Genomic DNA, 14,232 nt, shown 5'->3' with positions numbered 1-14,232 from the left:
ACTCGGATCAGGTCGTCACGTCCACGTGGGCAAGCGACGAGGACAAACCGCGATGGGCTTCAACTTGATCGAGTAGTTGGTGGGCTTTCTGCTCAACCACGGACACTGCATCGGCACCGGCGACCCAACGACGTGGGGGTAGCGGCGAATCGACAAGTGCCACAAGTGCCGCGGCAAGTTTCACCGGATCCCCGCCCTGGGCACCGTTCATACTCTTCCACGCTTCGACGGTCTCGCCAGTCCGAGCGTCGTAATCGTCTATCGACAATTCCGGCCAGACCGACGACGCACCCTCGACAAGCAGTTCGGTCCGGAAGAATCCCGGCTCCACGATCATCGTCCCGATTCCGTACGGTTCGACATCGAATTGCAATGATTCCATCCAACCCTCCAGCGCAAACTTCGACGCCGCGTAGGCTGCGCAAAACTCCTGACCAACCAGGCCCGCAAGCGAGCTGACAGTCACGACACGTCCACTCCGTTGCCTACGCATTACCGGCAACACCGCCCGTGTCACATTGATCGGCCCGAAAAAGTTGGTCTCCATCTGAGCGCGAAGTTGCGCCGGACTGACAACCTCGAAGAACCCGGCGTAGAAGTTTCCGGCGTTGTTCACCAGTACATCGATTCCACCAAATCGTGCAACTGCCGTGTCCACCGCAGCATATGCGGCTTGTTCGTCGGTGATGTCCAAGGCAATCACCAACAGGTCGTCATGCTCACCGATCGCTGCAGAAACACGGTCCGCATCACGCCCCGTTGCCACCACCGCGTGCCCGCCGGCAAGAGCCGCCTGAGCAATGTCGACTCCCATGCCCCGGCCTGCGCCGGTTACGAACCAGACTTTCTTGTCACCCATGTTCACTGTCCTCCCGTTTGATGGAGTCCAGTACAGAACAGATTCCACGGGCCTGGGAGTGCCTATCGTTCCCGGTAACAGCAGACCCCCTCGACGCCCCTCCTACTCGCGAAGAGTCGTCAAGAAGGCAATACGGTCACCACGGTAGAGCGAACGAACGCGCTCGATCGGCACACCCTCCGGGTCGACGGAGGTCCGGTGCAGCAGAAGCATCGGCATCGAGGTCGTGGACTCGACGAGCATTGCCTCCCGCGGTGAAGCGAGCACCGTCTCGATCCGTTCGGTTGCGGAGGCAAAGACCACGCCGATGGAACGGATAGCCGCGTACAGCGACGTCGTCGCATCGAAAGCGTCGAGCATCTCACCGAACCTGCTGTCCGGCAGGAACGTTGATTCGAGTCCGATCTTCTCTCCGTCGGCGAAGAGAACACGCTCGAGATGAACGACGCTGTCACCTGGTTCGATACCCAATTCCGTGGCGAGACCGTCGTCGGCCGACATTCGTTCGAAGGTCACAACCTTACGACTGGGTACTCGCCCAGCGCTCAGAGCACCTTCGGTATAGGAACGAATCGATAGCGGCTGAACCAACTTCGGACTCGCGACGACAGTGCCCCGCCCCCGCCGCTCGATTCGCCCTTCGACAAGAAGATCACGAAGCGCTTGACGGACCGTCTCGCGAGCGACTGTGAACCGCGCCGCCAATTCCCGCTCGGACGGGACTGCGTCGCCCTCCTCGAGCCCACTGAGAATGGTCTCGATCTCGGTGCGCACCCGGTAGTACTTCAACTCCGGTTCGATCACGACGCTCGAGGTCCCCGGCCCGGTGGACGTCTGCTGATTCATGGCGCAAGCGTACAAGAATTCGGTCTATACCAATTGTTAACCTGGAGTTCGTCTCGATTCCCCCTATTGGTCTAGACCAAACGTCACTATCTCTACATGCAAATTTTGATTGTGGGCGGAGGGATCCTCGGAACGGCGCACGCCGACGAGGCAATCCGTCGGGGACACGACGTCATCCATCTCGAACGTGAGCCCGAAGCCCGCGGTGCCACGGTACGGAACTTCGGCCTCGTCTGGGTATCCGGGCGAGCCCCGCACGAACTCGAAGCTGCGCTGCGCTCGCGCGAACTGTGGGCAGACCTTGCCGCCCGTGTCCCCGGCGTCGGATACCGCCCAGCCGGCTCCATCACCCTCATGCGCACCGAGGAGGAGGTCGCGGTCGCGCAGGAAGCGTTCTCTCGGCCGGACGCCGACAACCGAGGGTTCGCGCTTCTGGATCCCGACGCCGTTCGCGTCGTCAACCCCGCGCTCCGGGGCAAGTTTCTCGGCGGACTGCACTGCACGCTGGACGCCGCTGTCGAGTCACGGCAAGCGCTCCCCGCCATCCGTTCTTACCTCGAATCCACCGGCCGTTACACCTTCCACGCCGGAACGGAAGCCCGCGAGATCACGATGACCACCTCCGGCGCACACATCCGCGACGACCACGGTCGCAGCTTCGACGCCGATCTCGTGATCGTCTGCCCCGGAGCGACACTCGGCGGATTGGCTCGCGATCTCGCCGGCGATCTCCCGTTGCGCCGTGTGCGCCTGCAGATGATGCAGACAGCCCCACTCGGCGAAAAGCTCACCACCGCAATCGCTGACGGTGACAGCTTCCGCTACTACCCCGGTTTCGCCGGATCTGCCCTCGATCATCTCCGCACAGTGCAGCCGCAGGAACCGACTGCCGAGGAACACCGCATGCAACTCCTGTGCGTGCAGCGCTTGCACGGCGGGCTGACCATCGGCGACACCCACGAATACGAGGAACCCTTCGACTTCGATGTCGACGAGGCGCCCTATCGCCATCTGTCCGGAGTCGTGGAAACACTTCTGGGACGCGATCTTCCGCCAATCGTCAAGCGTTGGGCGGGCGTCTACAGCCAGTGCATCGACCCCTCACAACTTGTACACCGCGCACAAGCCGCCGACAACGTCTGGGTGGTTGCCGGCCCCGGTGGCCGCGGTATGACGCTCGGCCCGGCACTGGCGGAACAAACCGCCGACCAGCTCGGTCTCTGAATCTCTCCGACAAGAAAGACTTCTCATGTCTCCGATCACCCTTGCCGTTCTCGACATGGCCGGCACCACCGTCGCCGACGACGGACTGGTTCTTCGCGCCTTCGCTGCCGCCGCTGAAGCCGGCGGACTGCCCGCCGAAGGCCCGGAAGCCGACGCCGCTCGCCAGTACGTCCTCGACACGATGGGCCAGTCGAAGATCGTCGTGTTCCGGGCGATCTTCGGTGACGAAGACCGCGCCCAGGCCGCGAACGCCGCCTTCGAAACCACGTACGACTCCCTCATCGACCAGGGCCTGGCCGAGCCGATCCCCGGCGCCGAGAAAGCCATCACCACTTTGCGCGAGGCCGGCATCAAAGTTGCCTTGACCACCGGGTTCAGCCGATCGACCCAGGACAAACTCCTCGTCGCGCTCGGCTGGGAAACCCTCGCCGATCTCACCCTCTCCCCCGCCGAGGCCGGTCGCGGTCGACCGTACCCGGACCTGATTCTGACTGCCCTGCTCAAACTTTCGATCGACGACGTCCACCAGATCGCCGTACTCGGCGACACGTCCAACGACGTGCTCAGCGGCATTCGTTCCGGCGCATCCATCGTCGCCGGAACTCTGACCGGCGCACACGACGAGCAACAGCTTCGCGACGCCGGAGCCACCCACATCGTCCCGTCCGTGACGGAGTTCGCCGAACTCCTCACCCACTCCTGATCTCACCTCCGAAAAAGGAATCGTCATGCGTCTACGCCCGAGCATCGCTGCGGCCGCTCTCGCCGTGTCCGTCCTTTCGTTCACCACTGCCTGCGGTGGCACCGGCACTGCTGCCGGATCAGACACCGAGACCGTCACCGTATACAGCGCCGACGGCCTGTCCGGTTGGTACAAGGGAAGATTCGACGCCTTCACCGCGCAGACCGGTATCGCCGTCAACCTCGTGGAAGCCGGATCCGGCGAGGTCGTCTCCCGCGTCGAAAAGGAGCAGTCCAACCCACAGGCAGACGTGATCATCACGCTGCCCCCGTTCATCCAGAAGGCCGATGCCCAAGGTCTGCTCGAGCCCAGCGGAATCGACACCTCCGCCGTTCCTGCCGACGAGAAGGACGACGCCGGCAAGTACGTACCCGTCGTCGAGAATTACCTCTCGTTCATCGCCAATCCGACTGCATCACCCGCCCCACAATCTTGGGACGATCTGCTCACTGACCAGTTCAAGGGCAAGTTGCAGTACTCCACGCCCGGCCAGGCCGGCGACGGCACCGCGGTGCTCTTGCTGCTCCAGCACCTGATGGGTAAGGAAGGAGCACTCGACTACCTCGGAAAGCTCCAGGCCAACAACGTCGGACCCTCGTCTTCCACCGGAAAGCTCCAGCCCAAGGTCAGTAACGGAGAGCTGCTGGTCGCCAACGGTGACGTCCAGATGAACCTCGCCTCCATCGCCGACGACGGATCGAAGTTCGACATCTTCTTCCCCGCTGGAGCCGACGGCACTCGCACCACCATTGCACTGCCCTACGTGATGGGCCTCGCCAAGAGCGCACCGAGCAGCGAACAAGCCAAGAAGTTGATGGAGTTCCTGCTTTCCGAAGAATCCCAGAAGACCGTCGCCACCGATGCACTCGGCGTATCGGTCCGCGAGGACGTCCGAAGCGCTGCCGGTGAATCCACCGACAAGAACACGCCTTCCGGAGTTCTGCAGGGCGTCAACGTGTGGACCCCGAACTGGAACGACGTCCTCAGCTCGCTCGACGCCGACATCGCCGCTTACCAGAAAGCCACCGGGAGCTGATCATGGCAAGAACCAGACTGGGGCGGACGCTCCCCGAGACCGTCGGTGTTCACGGAGCGATCGAACATTCCGCTCCGGCCATCACGTTCGATCGTGTGAACGTCGCCTACGGCCGCGGGAAGACCGCAACCCATGCACTCGTCGATTTCAATCTACGAGTGGCGCCGGGTGAAACTGTGGCACTGCTGGGGCCCAGTGGATCCGGCAAGTCGACCGCTCTGAAGGCCCTCGCGGGATTTGTCCGCCCCACGTCCGGTTCCGTCAAGCTCGGCACCCGAGACATCACCAATCTGCCTCCCGCACAACGCGGTATCGGTGTCGTCGTTCAGTCGTACGCTCTCTTCCCGCACATGCGAGTATCCGAAAACGTAGCCTTCGGACTCCGAGCCCATCGCGTGCCGCGGTCGGAGATCGGCCCTCGCGTGGCCGAAGCCCTCGACATGGTCGGGATGTCGGCGTACGGAAAGCGGCTTCCCCGTGAACTTTCCGGCGGTCAACAGCAGCGAATCGCCATTGCCCGAGCGTTGGCAATTCGCCCTGGAGTACTCCTCCTCGACGAACCACTGGCCGCCCTGGATGCTCAACTTCGCGAGAGCATGCTCGGCGAACTGGCGAGACTGCGCGCAGCACTACCTGACACAGCAATGCTCTATGTGACGCACGATCAGAGTGAAGCCCTGGCGCTGGCAGACCGAATCGCAGTGATGCGCAACGCCAGACTCGCGGACATCGACACCGCTGAGGCCTTGTGGAAACGTCCGCCGTCCAGCTTCACCGCGGCGTTCCTCGGGGGTGCCAACCTGCTGCCCTGCACCGTCACACGCGTCATCGGCACCTCCGCGCTGGTCTCGATCGGTGGCACGCCGTTCACTGCTCACGCCCCGCAGCCCGAGATCGGGCACATCGAATGGGAGTCCGACATGGACGCCTACCTGTGTGTTCGTCCACACGCGGTAGCCGTAAGCGGCGTCGGCGCACGAGGATCATTCCCGGCGCGCATCGTCTCGAGCGTCTGGCGCGGTTCCACGACGCGTCTGACGCTGGCTGTACGTGGCCTCGACGACGTCCGCGTCGACGCAGATGTTCCAGGGCACGACGAGCGCCCGGTCGGCACCGAAGTGGGCGTCGTCCTGCCCACGGACGGCAGTGTCCTGGTTCCGGCGGATCGCCACCCATGACGACAACCTTGGAGCGCCCCGAAACCGCTGTGCCCCAGCACAAAGACCCGATCCCGTGGCGCCGGATCGGGTGGACGCTACCACCACTGCTTCTTGTCCTCGTGTTTGCTGTCTATCCCACCGCACGTGTCCTCACGGAATCTCTGAGCACCGGAAGCGGCACCGGGTTGTCCACGTGGTCTTCGGTGCTCGGATCGGAACTGTTCAGAACCGCACTCTGGCGGACCATCCAAATCGCCGTGGCGTCGACCCTGGGTTGCCTGATCCTGGGAACCTTCCTCGCCTTGGTGCTGGCCTTCGTTCCGTTCGCCGGATCCAAGGTGGTGGGGCGATTGATCGACACGGTGCTCGCCCTGCCGTCTTTCCTGATCACGCTGGCGTTCACGTTCCTGTACGGGACAGCCGGCGCCGTCAACGCCTTGATCGTCCGCATCACCGGCGACGCGAGCGGCCCACTGAATTTCCTCAACACTCCGTTCGGTGTGATCGCGGCCGAAATCACTTTCTTCACACCCTTTGTCGTGCGTCCGCTATTGGCAGCGTTCACCCAGATTCCGCGTGAACAACTCGACGTGGCAGCCAGTCTCGGCGCGTCACCCGTCCGAGTTCTGCGGCAGGTGGTGATGCCGGAAGCGTGGCCGGCCCTCCTGGCCGGTGGATCGCTCGTGCTTCTGATGACGCTGAATGAATTCGGCATCGTGCTCTTCACCGGGGCTAAAGACGTCGTAACTCTGCCGGTCCTCATCTACACCCGCGGCATTGTCACCTTCGACTTGCCCGGCGCGGCAGTGATCGCGACGGTCCAGGTCGCACTCTCACTCGGCCTGTACTGCCTCTACCGATTCACCTTCAACAGATTGATGGGAGGCAGCCGTGCTGCTGTGGACACGAAGCTCTAGGGCCCTCGTACTCGGATTCTTCACCCTGGTCGTCGCGGTGGTTTTCGTCGCGCCCATCGCCACCGTCGTCGCGGCTGCCTTGGCCGGATCGTGGACCGGTCCACTCCCGTCGAATCTCGGCGGCAAGAACTTCTCCACGGCGCTGTCCGACGAGAACTTCGCCAGCCTGATCGTCAGTTTGCAGACTGCATTCATCGCGGGGGCATTGGCATTGATAGTCGGAACGTGGGCCGCGCTGGCCTCGCGTGAGGCACCGATGTGGCTGCGGCGCATCACCGATGCCGTATTCCATTTACCGATTGCGGTTCCGTCGGTCGCGATCGGCTTGGGTCTGCTCATCACTTTCAACGAGCGCCCGCTACTGCTCGGCGGCACCAAGTGGATCGTGATTCTCGCTCACACGGTTTTGGTGCTTGCCTTTGCATTCAGTTCCGTATCGGCCGCGCTCGAACGGCTCGATCCCGCCTACCGTCAAGCTGCCGAATCACTCGGCGCCGGCCCGGTGCGGGTGCTGACACGGGTAACGCTACCGCTGCTGCTCCCAGCGTTGGGTGCGGCCGCCGGGCTTTCCATCGCACTGTCGATGGGTGAGCTGGGCGCAACGGTCATGGTCTACCCGGCGACATGGAAGACCTTGCCGGTCAGCATCTTCGGACTCACCGACCGTGGCCAGGTATTTCTTGCCGCAGCAAATACGACACTGCTGCTTGCAGTCACCCTGGTCGCCCTCATGGTGGTCGGCAGAATTCGTCGGCGCTGACCTTGCTGTGCGCCTTTATTAACCGCCGGGGGTTAATAAAGGCGCACAGCAGGGGTTTATCCCTTCCTCAGGATGTACCGCTGAACCTTGCCACTCGGGGTCTTGGGCAGGTTCGGAACAAAGTGCACCGTGCGTGGGTACGCGTGCGCGGCGAACTTCTTCTTCACCAACGTCTGCAGTTCCTTCTCGAGTTCGTCGTCGCCGTCGACGCCTTCGCGGAGAACGACGAACGCCTCGAGAACCTCACCACGCAACTCGTCGGGCATGCCCACCACGGCGGCCTCGATGACGTGCTCGTGCATGACCAGCACGCTCTCGACGTCGAAGGGACCGATGCGGTAGCCCGCCATGATGATGACGTCGTCGTCGCGCGAGGAGAAGAAGAAGAATCCGTCCTCGTCCGTCATTCCCGCATCACCGGTGATGTACCAGCGGCCGTCTTCGCTGAATCGCTGCTTCGTCTTCTCCGGCGCATCGACGTACCCGGTGAACCACATCAACGGGCTGTTGTGAGTATCGATCGCCACGCGTCCCTGAGTGCGGGCCGGTGCAATGTCATCCGAATTGTCTTCCAGCACAGCGGCAGACCAACCCGGCAACGGACGACCCATGGATCCGGGACGGACATCGTCGCGAAGTCCGTCGGCCCAGGCGTTGACGATGAACATGCCGTGCTCGGTCTGGCCGTAGTGATCACGGACCTCGACGCCCAACGAGTTCTTCGACCACGCAACAACATCCGGAGTCAAGGGCTCACCGGCCGAGGAAGCGCGGCGCAGCGAGATGCCTTCCGGAACGGGAGCCTTGTCGGCACGCAGACTGCGGTAGACAGTCGGAGCGGCGGCAAAATTGGTGACACCGAACTTCTCGATGATCTGCCACGTCAGCGGCGCGGAGAATCCGGCGTGCAGCAGCAAGCTTCGCGTGCCGGCGGCAAGCGGGCCGAGCAACGCGTAGTACAGCCCGTACGCCCAGCCCGGGTCTGCGGCGTTCCAGAACACGTCGTCCTCTCGGACGTCGAGGCCGAACTCCTGGTATGCGTGGAACGAGGCGAGCGCGCGCACCGGAACCGGCACGCCCTTGGGTGTTCCCGTGGTGCCACTGGTGAACAACTGCACCATCGGTGCGTTGCCGCCGACTGCCTGAGCAGCGCCCTTCGGGTCTTCGGCATCCTGAGCTGCGACAAGTGCGTCGAAGTCCAACTCGTCACCGGCCGCGCCGCCCGCGACGATGACCTGCCACGCTGCGTCGGCGGGGATGTCCTCTCCCGGCGCGAGCTTCTCGAGCTGATTGGCGTCGGAAATGACCACCTTCGCGCCGCTGGCCGTCAAGCGGAAAGCGATGGCCGGCGAAGCGAACGCCGTGAACAAAGGCACGTGGACCGCTCCGCGGCGCCAGATTCCGAGGAGCGCGACCACCAGGTCCGCAGACTTACCCATCAAGGTCGCGACGTTGTCACCCGGCTCGACTCCGAGGTCGGCCAGAGCTGCCGCGAAACGCGCCGACTGCTCACGTAGATGACCGTAAGTGAGGTCCACCGAGCTAAGGTCTGCCTCGACGACGGTGAATGCAACGCCATCCGCGGGATGCCGATCGCAGAGCAATTCTGCGGCGCTGGCATGCGGGGTGTCGTACTGGTCCAGCAGCTCGCGCACCCGTGCGGTGGGATCGGTGCTCATCAACTTGCTCCTTGTCGATCGTCGTATGGTTGGCCCGACCGGTTACGTTGGCGGCTCGTCATACGTACTGTTCACCCCCTATGATCTAGCTCACAAGAGAACTTCACTACCCCCAGAAAGGGGTACCTGCGTGAACCGACATGCTTCGTCACTTCTGCGCCCCCGCGACGGGGACGCAATGCGAGGTGAACTCCGAACAATCGCAGCTCAGGGCGTTGTTCCCGTGCTGTTCGGAGGCGAGGTCCAGGACGGAACCCTGCACCTGAGCGAATTCGTCGGCACCCGCACCAACAACCTCAAGGGCTTGGCCATCCCGCCGCGCTCGGGCATGGGCGGACGCGTCGTAGCCCAGGGTTCACCGATCACCGTCAACGATTACGGCAATTCGCAGTCCATCACTCATCACTTCGACCGTCCTGTTCTCAGCGAGGGCCTGCATTCGATCATCGCCGTTCCGGTCATGGTTTCGGGAAAATCGCGCGCTGTGCTCTACGCCGCGATCCGCGATTCCGCTCCGTTGGGTGACCGCACAGCAGACGTCATGGTCGGCGCATCCCGGCGTCTCGGGATGGAGTTCGCCATCCGCGACGAAGTCGATCGTCGCCTGCAACTACTGCAGGCCGCCGCCGCGACTACCGCCGACGGTATGTCTTCGGAAGAGATCCGCGGAGTCCACGCCGAACTACGCAGTGTCGCCCAGACCGTCACCGACACCGACTTGCAGACCAAACTCCGCGGACTCTCCCAGCGTTTGGCCAACCTGCTGCGTCCTACCGCCGACGCCGAATCCGACGTCACGCTCACCCCGCGTGAAGTGGATGTTCTCTCTCAGGTCGCACTCGGCTGCACCAACATCGAAGCCGGCCAACGGCTTTCCCTTCGCCCTGAAACAGTCAAGAGCTATCTGCGAAGCGCGATGGGAAAGCTGGACGCGAGCTCACGCCACGAAGCCGTGGTGACCGCCCGGAGGTTGGGACTGCTCCCCTGACGGGTCAGTAGCCTTCAGGCAGGGCGGTGAGCATGTCGCGGGTGACTGCGACGGCGTTGTCCGAACTTCCGCCCCGCACAACCAGAGTCGCGAAGGCCAGGTTCCCGCGATAGCCGACGAACCACGCGTGCGATCCCCCTTCGACCTCGGCTTCCCCGGTCTTGCCGTACACCTCACCCTGATCTTCGACGCGTTCTGCAGTACCGCTGGTGACCACGAGTCGCATCATGCCGCGCAGGCCGTCGACCATGGCGGGCGAGATCGCCGGGCGCTCACCGTCGATGGTGGTTTCGCGCCCTGAAATCAGTTGCGGCACCGGAGTCGAACCGTTCGCGACCGTCGCCGCTGCCATCGCCATTCCGAACGGACTGACCACGACCTTTCCCTGACCGAACCCGTCTTCGGTCCGCTGCACCAGGTCCGACGCCGGCGGCACCGAACCGGAATCGATCGGCAATCCCACCACGTTGTAGTCCTGGCCGATGCCGAACTGCGCTGCGGCAGTGGTCAACGTGTCTGGTTGCATCTCGCTGGCCAGCTTGGCGAAGGACGTGTTGCACGAACGCGCGAAGGCCGTTGCCATCGGCACCGTGCCGAGTGAGAACTCGTTGTAGTTGGGGACGCTGCGCTCACCGATCTCGATCCGGCCCGGGCAGGGCACCATCGTGTCGGGGGTCGCCTGACCGGTCGAAATTGCGGCGCCTGCCGTGATGATCTTGAACGTCGAACCGGGCGGGTACTGACCCATCGTCGCGACCGGTCCGTCGCGGTCTGCTGCCTTGTTCTGTGCGACAGCCAGGATCGCCCCACTCGACGGTTCGATGACTACCATCATCGCCTGATCCTTGTTCACGTTCACGGCACGCTGAGCAGCGATCTGAATGTTGCGATCCAAACTGATACTGAACGACGGAACAGGTTGCGGCGCAGTCTCGGTCAGCACATCGGTGTCGACGCCGTTCTGATTGACCGTGACGACACTCCAGCCGGCTTTGCCGTCGACCTCGTCGATGATCGTCTTCTTGATCTGCCCGAGAAGGTCGGGCGCGAACTCCGGGTCCGTCGAGACGAGATCCGATTCGTCCGAGACAGAGACTCCCGAGATGGCTCCCAGTTGCGCCGATACCTGGTCGTAGTCGTCACTGCGCAGGCGGGTCACCAGATAGTCGCCCTTGACGGCCGTCGAGGATTCGGCGATCGATTGACCCGTCAGCGAAGAATCGAACCGACCGAGAACACTTGCGAGATTGTTTGCGGAACCAATGATGTCGTTGCTCTTGGAGCGATCGAACTTCACTCGGTAGACAATTCCCGGCACCAGGACATCCGTGCCCGAATGCTCGTTGACCCGCGCTCGCGGCGCCGCGGTTGCCCGCAACGACATCGTCTGCTTGTCACCGAGGCGCGGGTGAACGTCCGTCGAACTCCACCGGACGGACCAGTCGCCGTCCTTGCGTCCCATCTGCAGCTCGCCGTCGTACGTCCACACACGGTCTTTCGGAAGGTGCCACTCGTAGGTGTAGCCGACCGTCGCAGTGTCACCGTTCATCTTCACCGACGTGGTCTCGGCAGTCATCGACTCGGCCTGGAGCGCATCCCAGGTGTCACTCAATACAGGACCCGCGGAATCAGGCCGGTCCGTCAGTTTTGCTGCCTCGTCGATATCCCTGTCACCGAACGCTCTCAGGAACTGCTGCGCGACGGGCTCGGGGCCGGCGGGTTTCGGAGTACACGAACTGATCCCCACCGCCAAGAAAATCACGGTGCAGGAGGCCAACAGTTGGGCCGAGCGACTACGAGAGAAATGCCGAGTGTTCATCGAGCCCCATAGTAGGGCGACAAATGCTCCACCCAGCGTAGGCGCGACCATTGCACGCAGCTTGTACGGTCAGTCGAGCAGCACCGTCGAGAAGGTCGCGACCTGTCGGAACCCCACCCGCGAATAGGTCGACCGCGCAATCGTATTGAAGCTGTTGACGTACAGGCTCGCAATGCGACCGGTCGCCATGATCGACTCCGCTACAGCCGCTGTACCGGTCACGCCGAAGCCCTGCCCACGAAATTCCGGGTTGACCCACACACCCTGGATCTGGCCACAGCGAGCAGACATCGAACCGACCTCAGCCTTGAAAACGACCTGGCCGTCCTCGATGCGCGCCCACGCTCGACCAGCGGCGATCAGGCTAGCGACACGGTGCCGGTATCCGCGCCCACCGTCGTTGGCACGCGGGTCGACTCCGACCTCTTCGATGAACATCGCGATCGCGGCAGGCAGATAGATCTCGAGTTCGTCCGAGCGAACCTGCCGGACCAGTGGATCCGACGGGCACGCCAGCGGCTCGGAAACCGCGAGCAACGGCTGTTCGGGGCGCACCTCCCGCGCAGTTCCCCAGTCGAGCTCGAGCATCTCCCACAACGGCAACGCCAATTCGGCGCGGCCGACCACCGACGAGCACATGCGCGGAATCCGACAGGCACGGTCGGCGAATGCCCGAATGTCATCCGGATCGCCTCGAAGCGGAACCAGGTTCGCCCCGGCAAAGCACAGTGAGGACAACGGCCCGCCTCGACTCCACAGCTCGCCGTGAATCATTCGTGGGTCGACGCCGCATTCTTCGACGCGCGCGGCAATCATGCAGGCCGCCACCGGATCGGCGTCGAGTACCCGTCGGACGTCTTCGAGATCTCGACTTCCGACCTGCTTGGCTCCGAGGAGTTTGAGCATCCGTCAACCCCCTCGACTCGACTGCGCGTCCACGAATATCACTACCCGATCATGATGCACTCAGATTGCCACGAACCTGACACCGACGGGGAAGATTCATCCGGCAATCACTCAACTCACGGTGACGACCGGCGCACCCTCCGAGGCGTCACCCTCCATGCTTTCGGCAATTTTCATCGCCTCTTCGATCAACGTCTCGACGATCTGCGCCTCGGGCACCGTCTTGATGACCTTGCCCTTGACGAAGATCTGGCCCTTGCCGTTGCCGGACGCCACACCGAGGTCGGCCTCACGCGCTTCACCCGGTCCGTTCACGACGCAACCCATGACTGCCACGCGCAGCGGGATCTCCATGCCTTCGAGGCCGGCGGAGACCTCGTCGGCAAGTGTGTAGACATCGACCTGTGCACGGCCACACGAGGGGCAAGAGACGATCTCGAGCTTGCGGGGACGCAGGTTCAGAGACTGCAGAATCTGGTTACCGACCTTGATTTCCTCGGCCGGCGGGGCCGAGAGCGAAACCCGGATCGTGTCGCCGATACCCTCCGCGAGCAGCGCACCGAAGGCGACCGCGGACTTGATCGTGCCCTGAAACGCCGGCCCTGCCTCCGTGACGCCGAGGTGCAACGGGTAATCGCATTTGGCGGCGAGTTGGCGGTAAGCCTCGACCATGATCACCGGATCGTTGTGCTTGACGGAGATCTTGATGTCACCGAAGCCGTGCTCTTCGAACAACCCGGCCTCCCACAGCGCGGACTCGACCAACGCTTCGGGCGTCGCCTTGCCGTACTTCTCCATCAACCGAGGATCGAGCGATCCCGCGTTGACACCGATACGGATCGGAATGCCTGCGTCACCGGCAGCCTTGGCCACCTCTTTGACACGGCCGTCGAATTCCTTGATGTTGCCCGGATTGACGCGCACCGCAGCGCATCCCGCATCGATTGCCGCGAAGATGTAGCGCGGCTGGAAGTGGATGTCGGCGATAACCGGGATCTGGCTCTTCTTCGCAATGATCGACAACGCGTCCGCGTCTTCCTGACGCGGGCAGGCGACACGAACGATGTCGCAACCGGACGCGGTCAGTTCCGCGATCTGCTGCAGCGTTGCATTGACGTCGTGCGTCTTCGTGGTGCACATGGACTGCACCGAGATGGGGAAATCGCTGCCCACACCTACCGTGCCGACCTGCAGCTGCCGTGTCTTGCGTCGAGGAGCAAGAATCGCTGCGGGTGCCGAGGGCATTCCCAGTCCGATAGGGATGGTCACGTCTGTGCCTTCTTTCATAGCTTCACT

The 14,232-nt window shown here is 63.1% G+C and carries 13 protein-coding genes; 7 read left to right on the top strand and 6 right to left on the bottom strand.

The window, feature by feature from the left end; translation table 11 throughout:
* Positions 1-7: 7 nt before the first annotated feature.
* Together ACVZUB_RS12540 and ACVZUB_RS12535 are read right to left on the bottom strand one after the other, a co-directional pair.
* The gene (locus ACVZUB_RS12540) at positions 8-859 is read right to left on the bottom strand and encodes an SDR family oxidoreductase (protein ID WP_030535650.1); all 852 of its coding nucleotides are present in this window, start codon (positions 857-859) and stop codon (positions 8-10) included.
* 102 nt (positions 860-961) lie between these two features.
* Complete coding sequence (locus ACVZUB_RS12535) at positions 962-1,705, bottom strand: GntR family transcriptional regulator (protein ID WP_003942751.1); 744 nt, start codon at positions 1,703-1,705, stop codon at positions 962-964.
* Positions 1,706-1,801: 96 nt separating this feature from the next.
* On the opposite strand from ACVZUB_RS12535, the gene ACVZUB_RS12530 reads away from it, so the two are divergent.
* Genes ACVZUB_RS12530 through ACVZUB_RS12505 form a run of 6 tightly spaced genes read left to right on the top strand, consistent with a single transcriptional unit; the run spans position 1,802 to position 7,544 of the window.
* A complete protein-coding gene (locus tag ACVZUB_RS12530; protein WP_482628444.1) occupies positions 1,802-2,929 on the top strand; it encodes a TIGR03364 family FAD-dependent oxidoreductase in 1,128 nt (375 codons plus the stop codon).
* A 25-nt stretch (positions 2,930-2,954) separates the two neighbouring features.
* Positions 2,955-3,632: a phosphonatase-like hydrolase gene (locus tag ACVZUB_RS12525; RefSeq protein WP_020907384.1), complete on the top strand. Its 678-nt coding sequence runs from the start codon at positions 2,955-2,957 to the stop codon at positions 3,630-3,632.
* A gap of 25 nt (positions 3,633-3,657) precedes the next feature.
* Positions 3,658-4,707: a 2-aminoethylphosphonate ABC transporter substrate-binding protein gene (locus tag ACVZUB_RS12520; RefSeq protein ID WP_003942754.1), complete on the top strand. Its 1,050-nt coding sequence runs from the start codon at positions 3,658-3,660 to the stop codon at positions 4,705-4,707.
* 2 nt (positions 4,708-4,709) lie between these two features.
* On the top strand, positions 4,710-5,885 hold the full coding sequence (locus ACVZUB_RS12515; RefSeq protein ID WP_003942699.1) for an ABC transporter ATP-binding protein: 1,176 nt from the start codon (positions 4,710-4,712) through the stop codon (positions 5,883-5,885).
* Positions 5,882-6,784: a 2-aminoethylphosphonate ABC transporter permease subunit gene (locus tag ACVZUB_RS12510; RefSeq protein WP_378503874.1), complete on the top strand. Its 903-nt coding sequence runs from the start codon at positions 5,882-5,884 to the stop codon at positions 6,782-6,784. The genes ACVZUB_RS12515 and ACVZUB_RS12510 overlap by 4 nt, the downstream gene beginning before the upstream one ends.
* Positions 6,759-7,544 carry an ABC transporter permease gene (locus tag ACVZUB_RS12505; protein WP_003942733.1) on the top strand — a complete coding sequence of 262 codons (786 nt, stop codon included), beginning with the start codon at positions 6,759-6,761 and terminating at the stop codon, positions 7,542-7,544. Before ACVZUB_RS12510 ends, ACVZUB_RS12505 begins: the two co-directional genes overlap by 26 nt.
* Before the next feature lie 56 nt (positions 7,545-7,600).
* Here ACVZUB_RS12505 and ACVZUB_RS12500 read toward each other — a convergent pair whose 3' ends face one another.
* Positions 7,601-9,223: an AMP-binding protein gene (locus tag ACVZUB_RS12500; protein ID WP_003942743.1), complete on the bottom strand. Its 1,623-nt coding sequence runs from the start codon at positions 9,221-9,223 to the stop codon at positions 7,601-7,603.
* 178 nt (positions 9,224-9,401) lie between these two features.
* On the opposite strand from ACVZUB_RS12500, the gene ACVZUB_RS12495 reads away from it, so the two are divergent.
* Positions 9,402-10,211 carry a LuxR C-terminal-related transcriptional regulator gene (locus ACVZUB_RS12495; RefSeq protein WP_042450799.1) on the top strand — a complete coding sequence of 270 codons (810 nt, stop codon included), beginning with the start codon at positions 9,402-9,404 and terminating at the stop codon, positions 10,209-10,211.
* Between the two features lie 4 nt (positions 10,212-10,215).
* Here the strand turns inward: ACVZUB_RS12495 and ACVZUB_RS12490 are convergent, their stop codons facing one another.
* The 3 genes from ACVZUB_RS12490 to ispG form a co-directional block, all read right to left on the bottom strand.
* Positions 10,216-12,030 (bottom strand): penicillin-binding transpeptidase domain-containing protein, encoded by a 1,815-nt coding sequence (locus tag ACVZUB_RS12490; RefSeq protein WP_204855719.1) that lies wholly within the window; start codon positions 12,028-12,030, stop codon positions 10,216-10,218.
* Positions 12,031-12,099: 69 nt separating this feature from the next.
* Positions 12,100-12,936: a GNAT family N-acetyltransferase gene (locus ACVZUB_RS12485; RefSeq protein WP_058226322.1), complete on the bottom strand. Its 837-nt coding sequence runs from the start codon at positions 12,934-12,936 to the stop codon at positions 12,100-12,102.
* Between the two features lie 111 nt (positions 12,937-13,047).
* On the bottom strand, positions 13,048-14,205 hold the full coding sequence (gene ispG, locus ACVZUB_RS12480) for a flavodoxin-dependent (E)-4-hydroxy-3-methylbut-2-enyl-diphosphate synthase (RefSeq protein WP_007734888.1): 1,158 nt from the start codon (positions 14,203-14,205) through the stop codon (positions 13,048-13,050).
* Positions 14,206-14,232 lie beyond the last annotated feature (27 nt).

It is taken from the genome of Rhodococcus sp. OS5 (assembly GCF_056837585.1).
Note: the sequence above shows the minus strand (reverse complement) of the source record. Positions and strands in the feature narration are given on the sequence as shown.

Excerpts from the sequence above, each read along its gene's own strand:
- ACVZUB_RS12540 (WP_030535650.1), bottom strand. The coding sequence starts at position 859 with ATGGGTGACAAGAAAGTCTGGTTCGTAACCGGCGCAGGCCGGGGCATG.
- ACVZUB_RS12535 (WP_003942751.1), bottom strand. The coding sequence starts at position 1,705 with ATGAATCAGCAGACGTCCACCGGGCCGGGGACCTCGAGCGTCGTGATC.
- ACVZUB_RS12530 (WP_482628444.1), top strand. The coding sequence starts at position 1,802 with ATGCAAATTTTGATTGTGGGCGGAGGGATCCTCGGAACGGCGCACGCC.
- ACVZUB_RS12525 (WP_020907384.1), top strand. The coding sequence starts at position 2,955 with ATGTCTCCGATCACCCTTGCCGTTCTCGACATGGCCGGCACCACCGTC.
- ACVZUB_RS12520 (WP_003942754.1), top strand. The coding sequence starts at position 3,658 with ATGCGTCTACGCCCGAGCATCGCTGCGGCCGCTCTCGCCGTGTCCGTC.
- ACVZUB_RS12515 (WP_003942699.1), top strand. The coding sequence starts at position 4,710 with ATGGCAAGAACCAGACTGGGGCGGACGCTCCCCGAGACCGTCGGTGTT.
- ACVZUB_RS12510 (WP_378503874.1), top strand. The coding sequence starts at position 5,882 with ATGACGACAACCTTGGAGCGCCCCGAAACCGCTGTGCCCCAGCACAAA.
- ACVZUB_RS12500 (WP_003942743.1), bottom strand. The coding sequence starts at position 9,223 with ATGAGCACCGATCCCACCGCACGGGTGCGCGAGCTGCTGGACCAGTAC.
- ACVZUB_RS12495 (WP_042450799.1), top strand. The coding sequence starts at position 9,402 with ATGCGAGGTGAACTCCGAACAATCGCAGCTCAGGGCGTTGTTCCCGTG.
- ACVZUB_RS12490 (WP_204855719.1), bottom strand. The coding sequence starts at position 12,030 with ATGAACACTCGGCATTTCTCTCGTAGTCGCTCGGCCCAACTGTTGGCC.
- ACVZUB_RS12485 (WP_058226322.1), bottom strand. The coding sequence starts at position 12,936 with ATGCTCAAACTCCTCGGAGCCAAGCAGGTCGGAAGTCGAGATCTCGAA.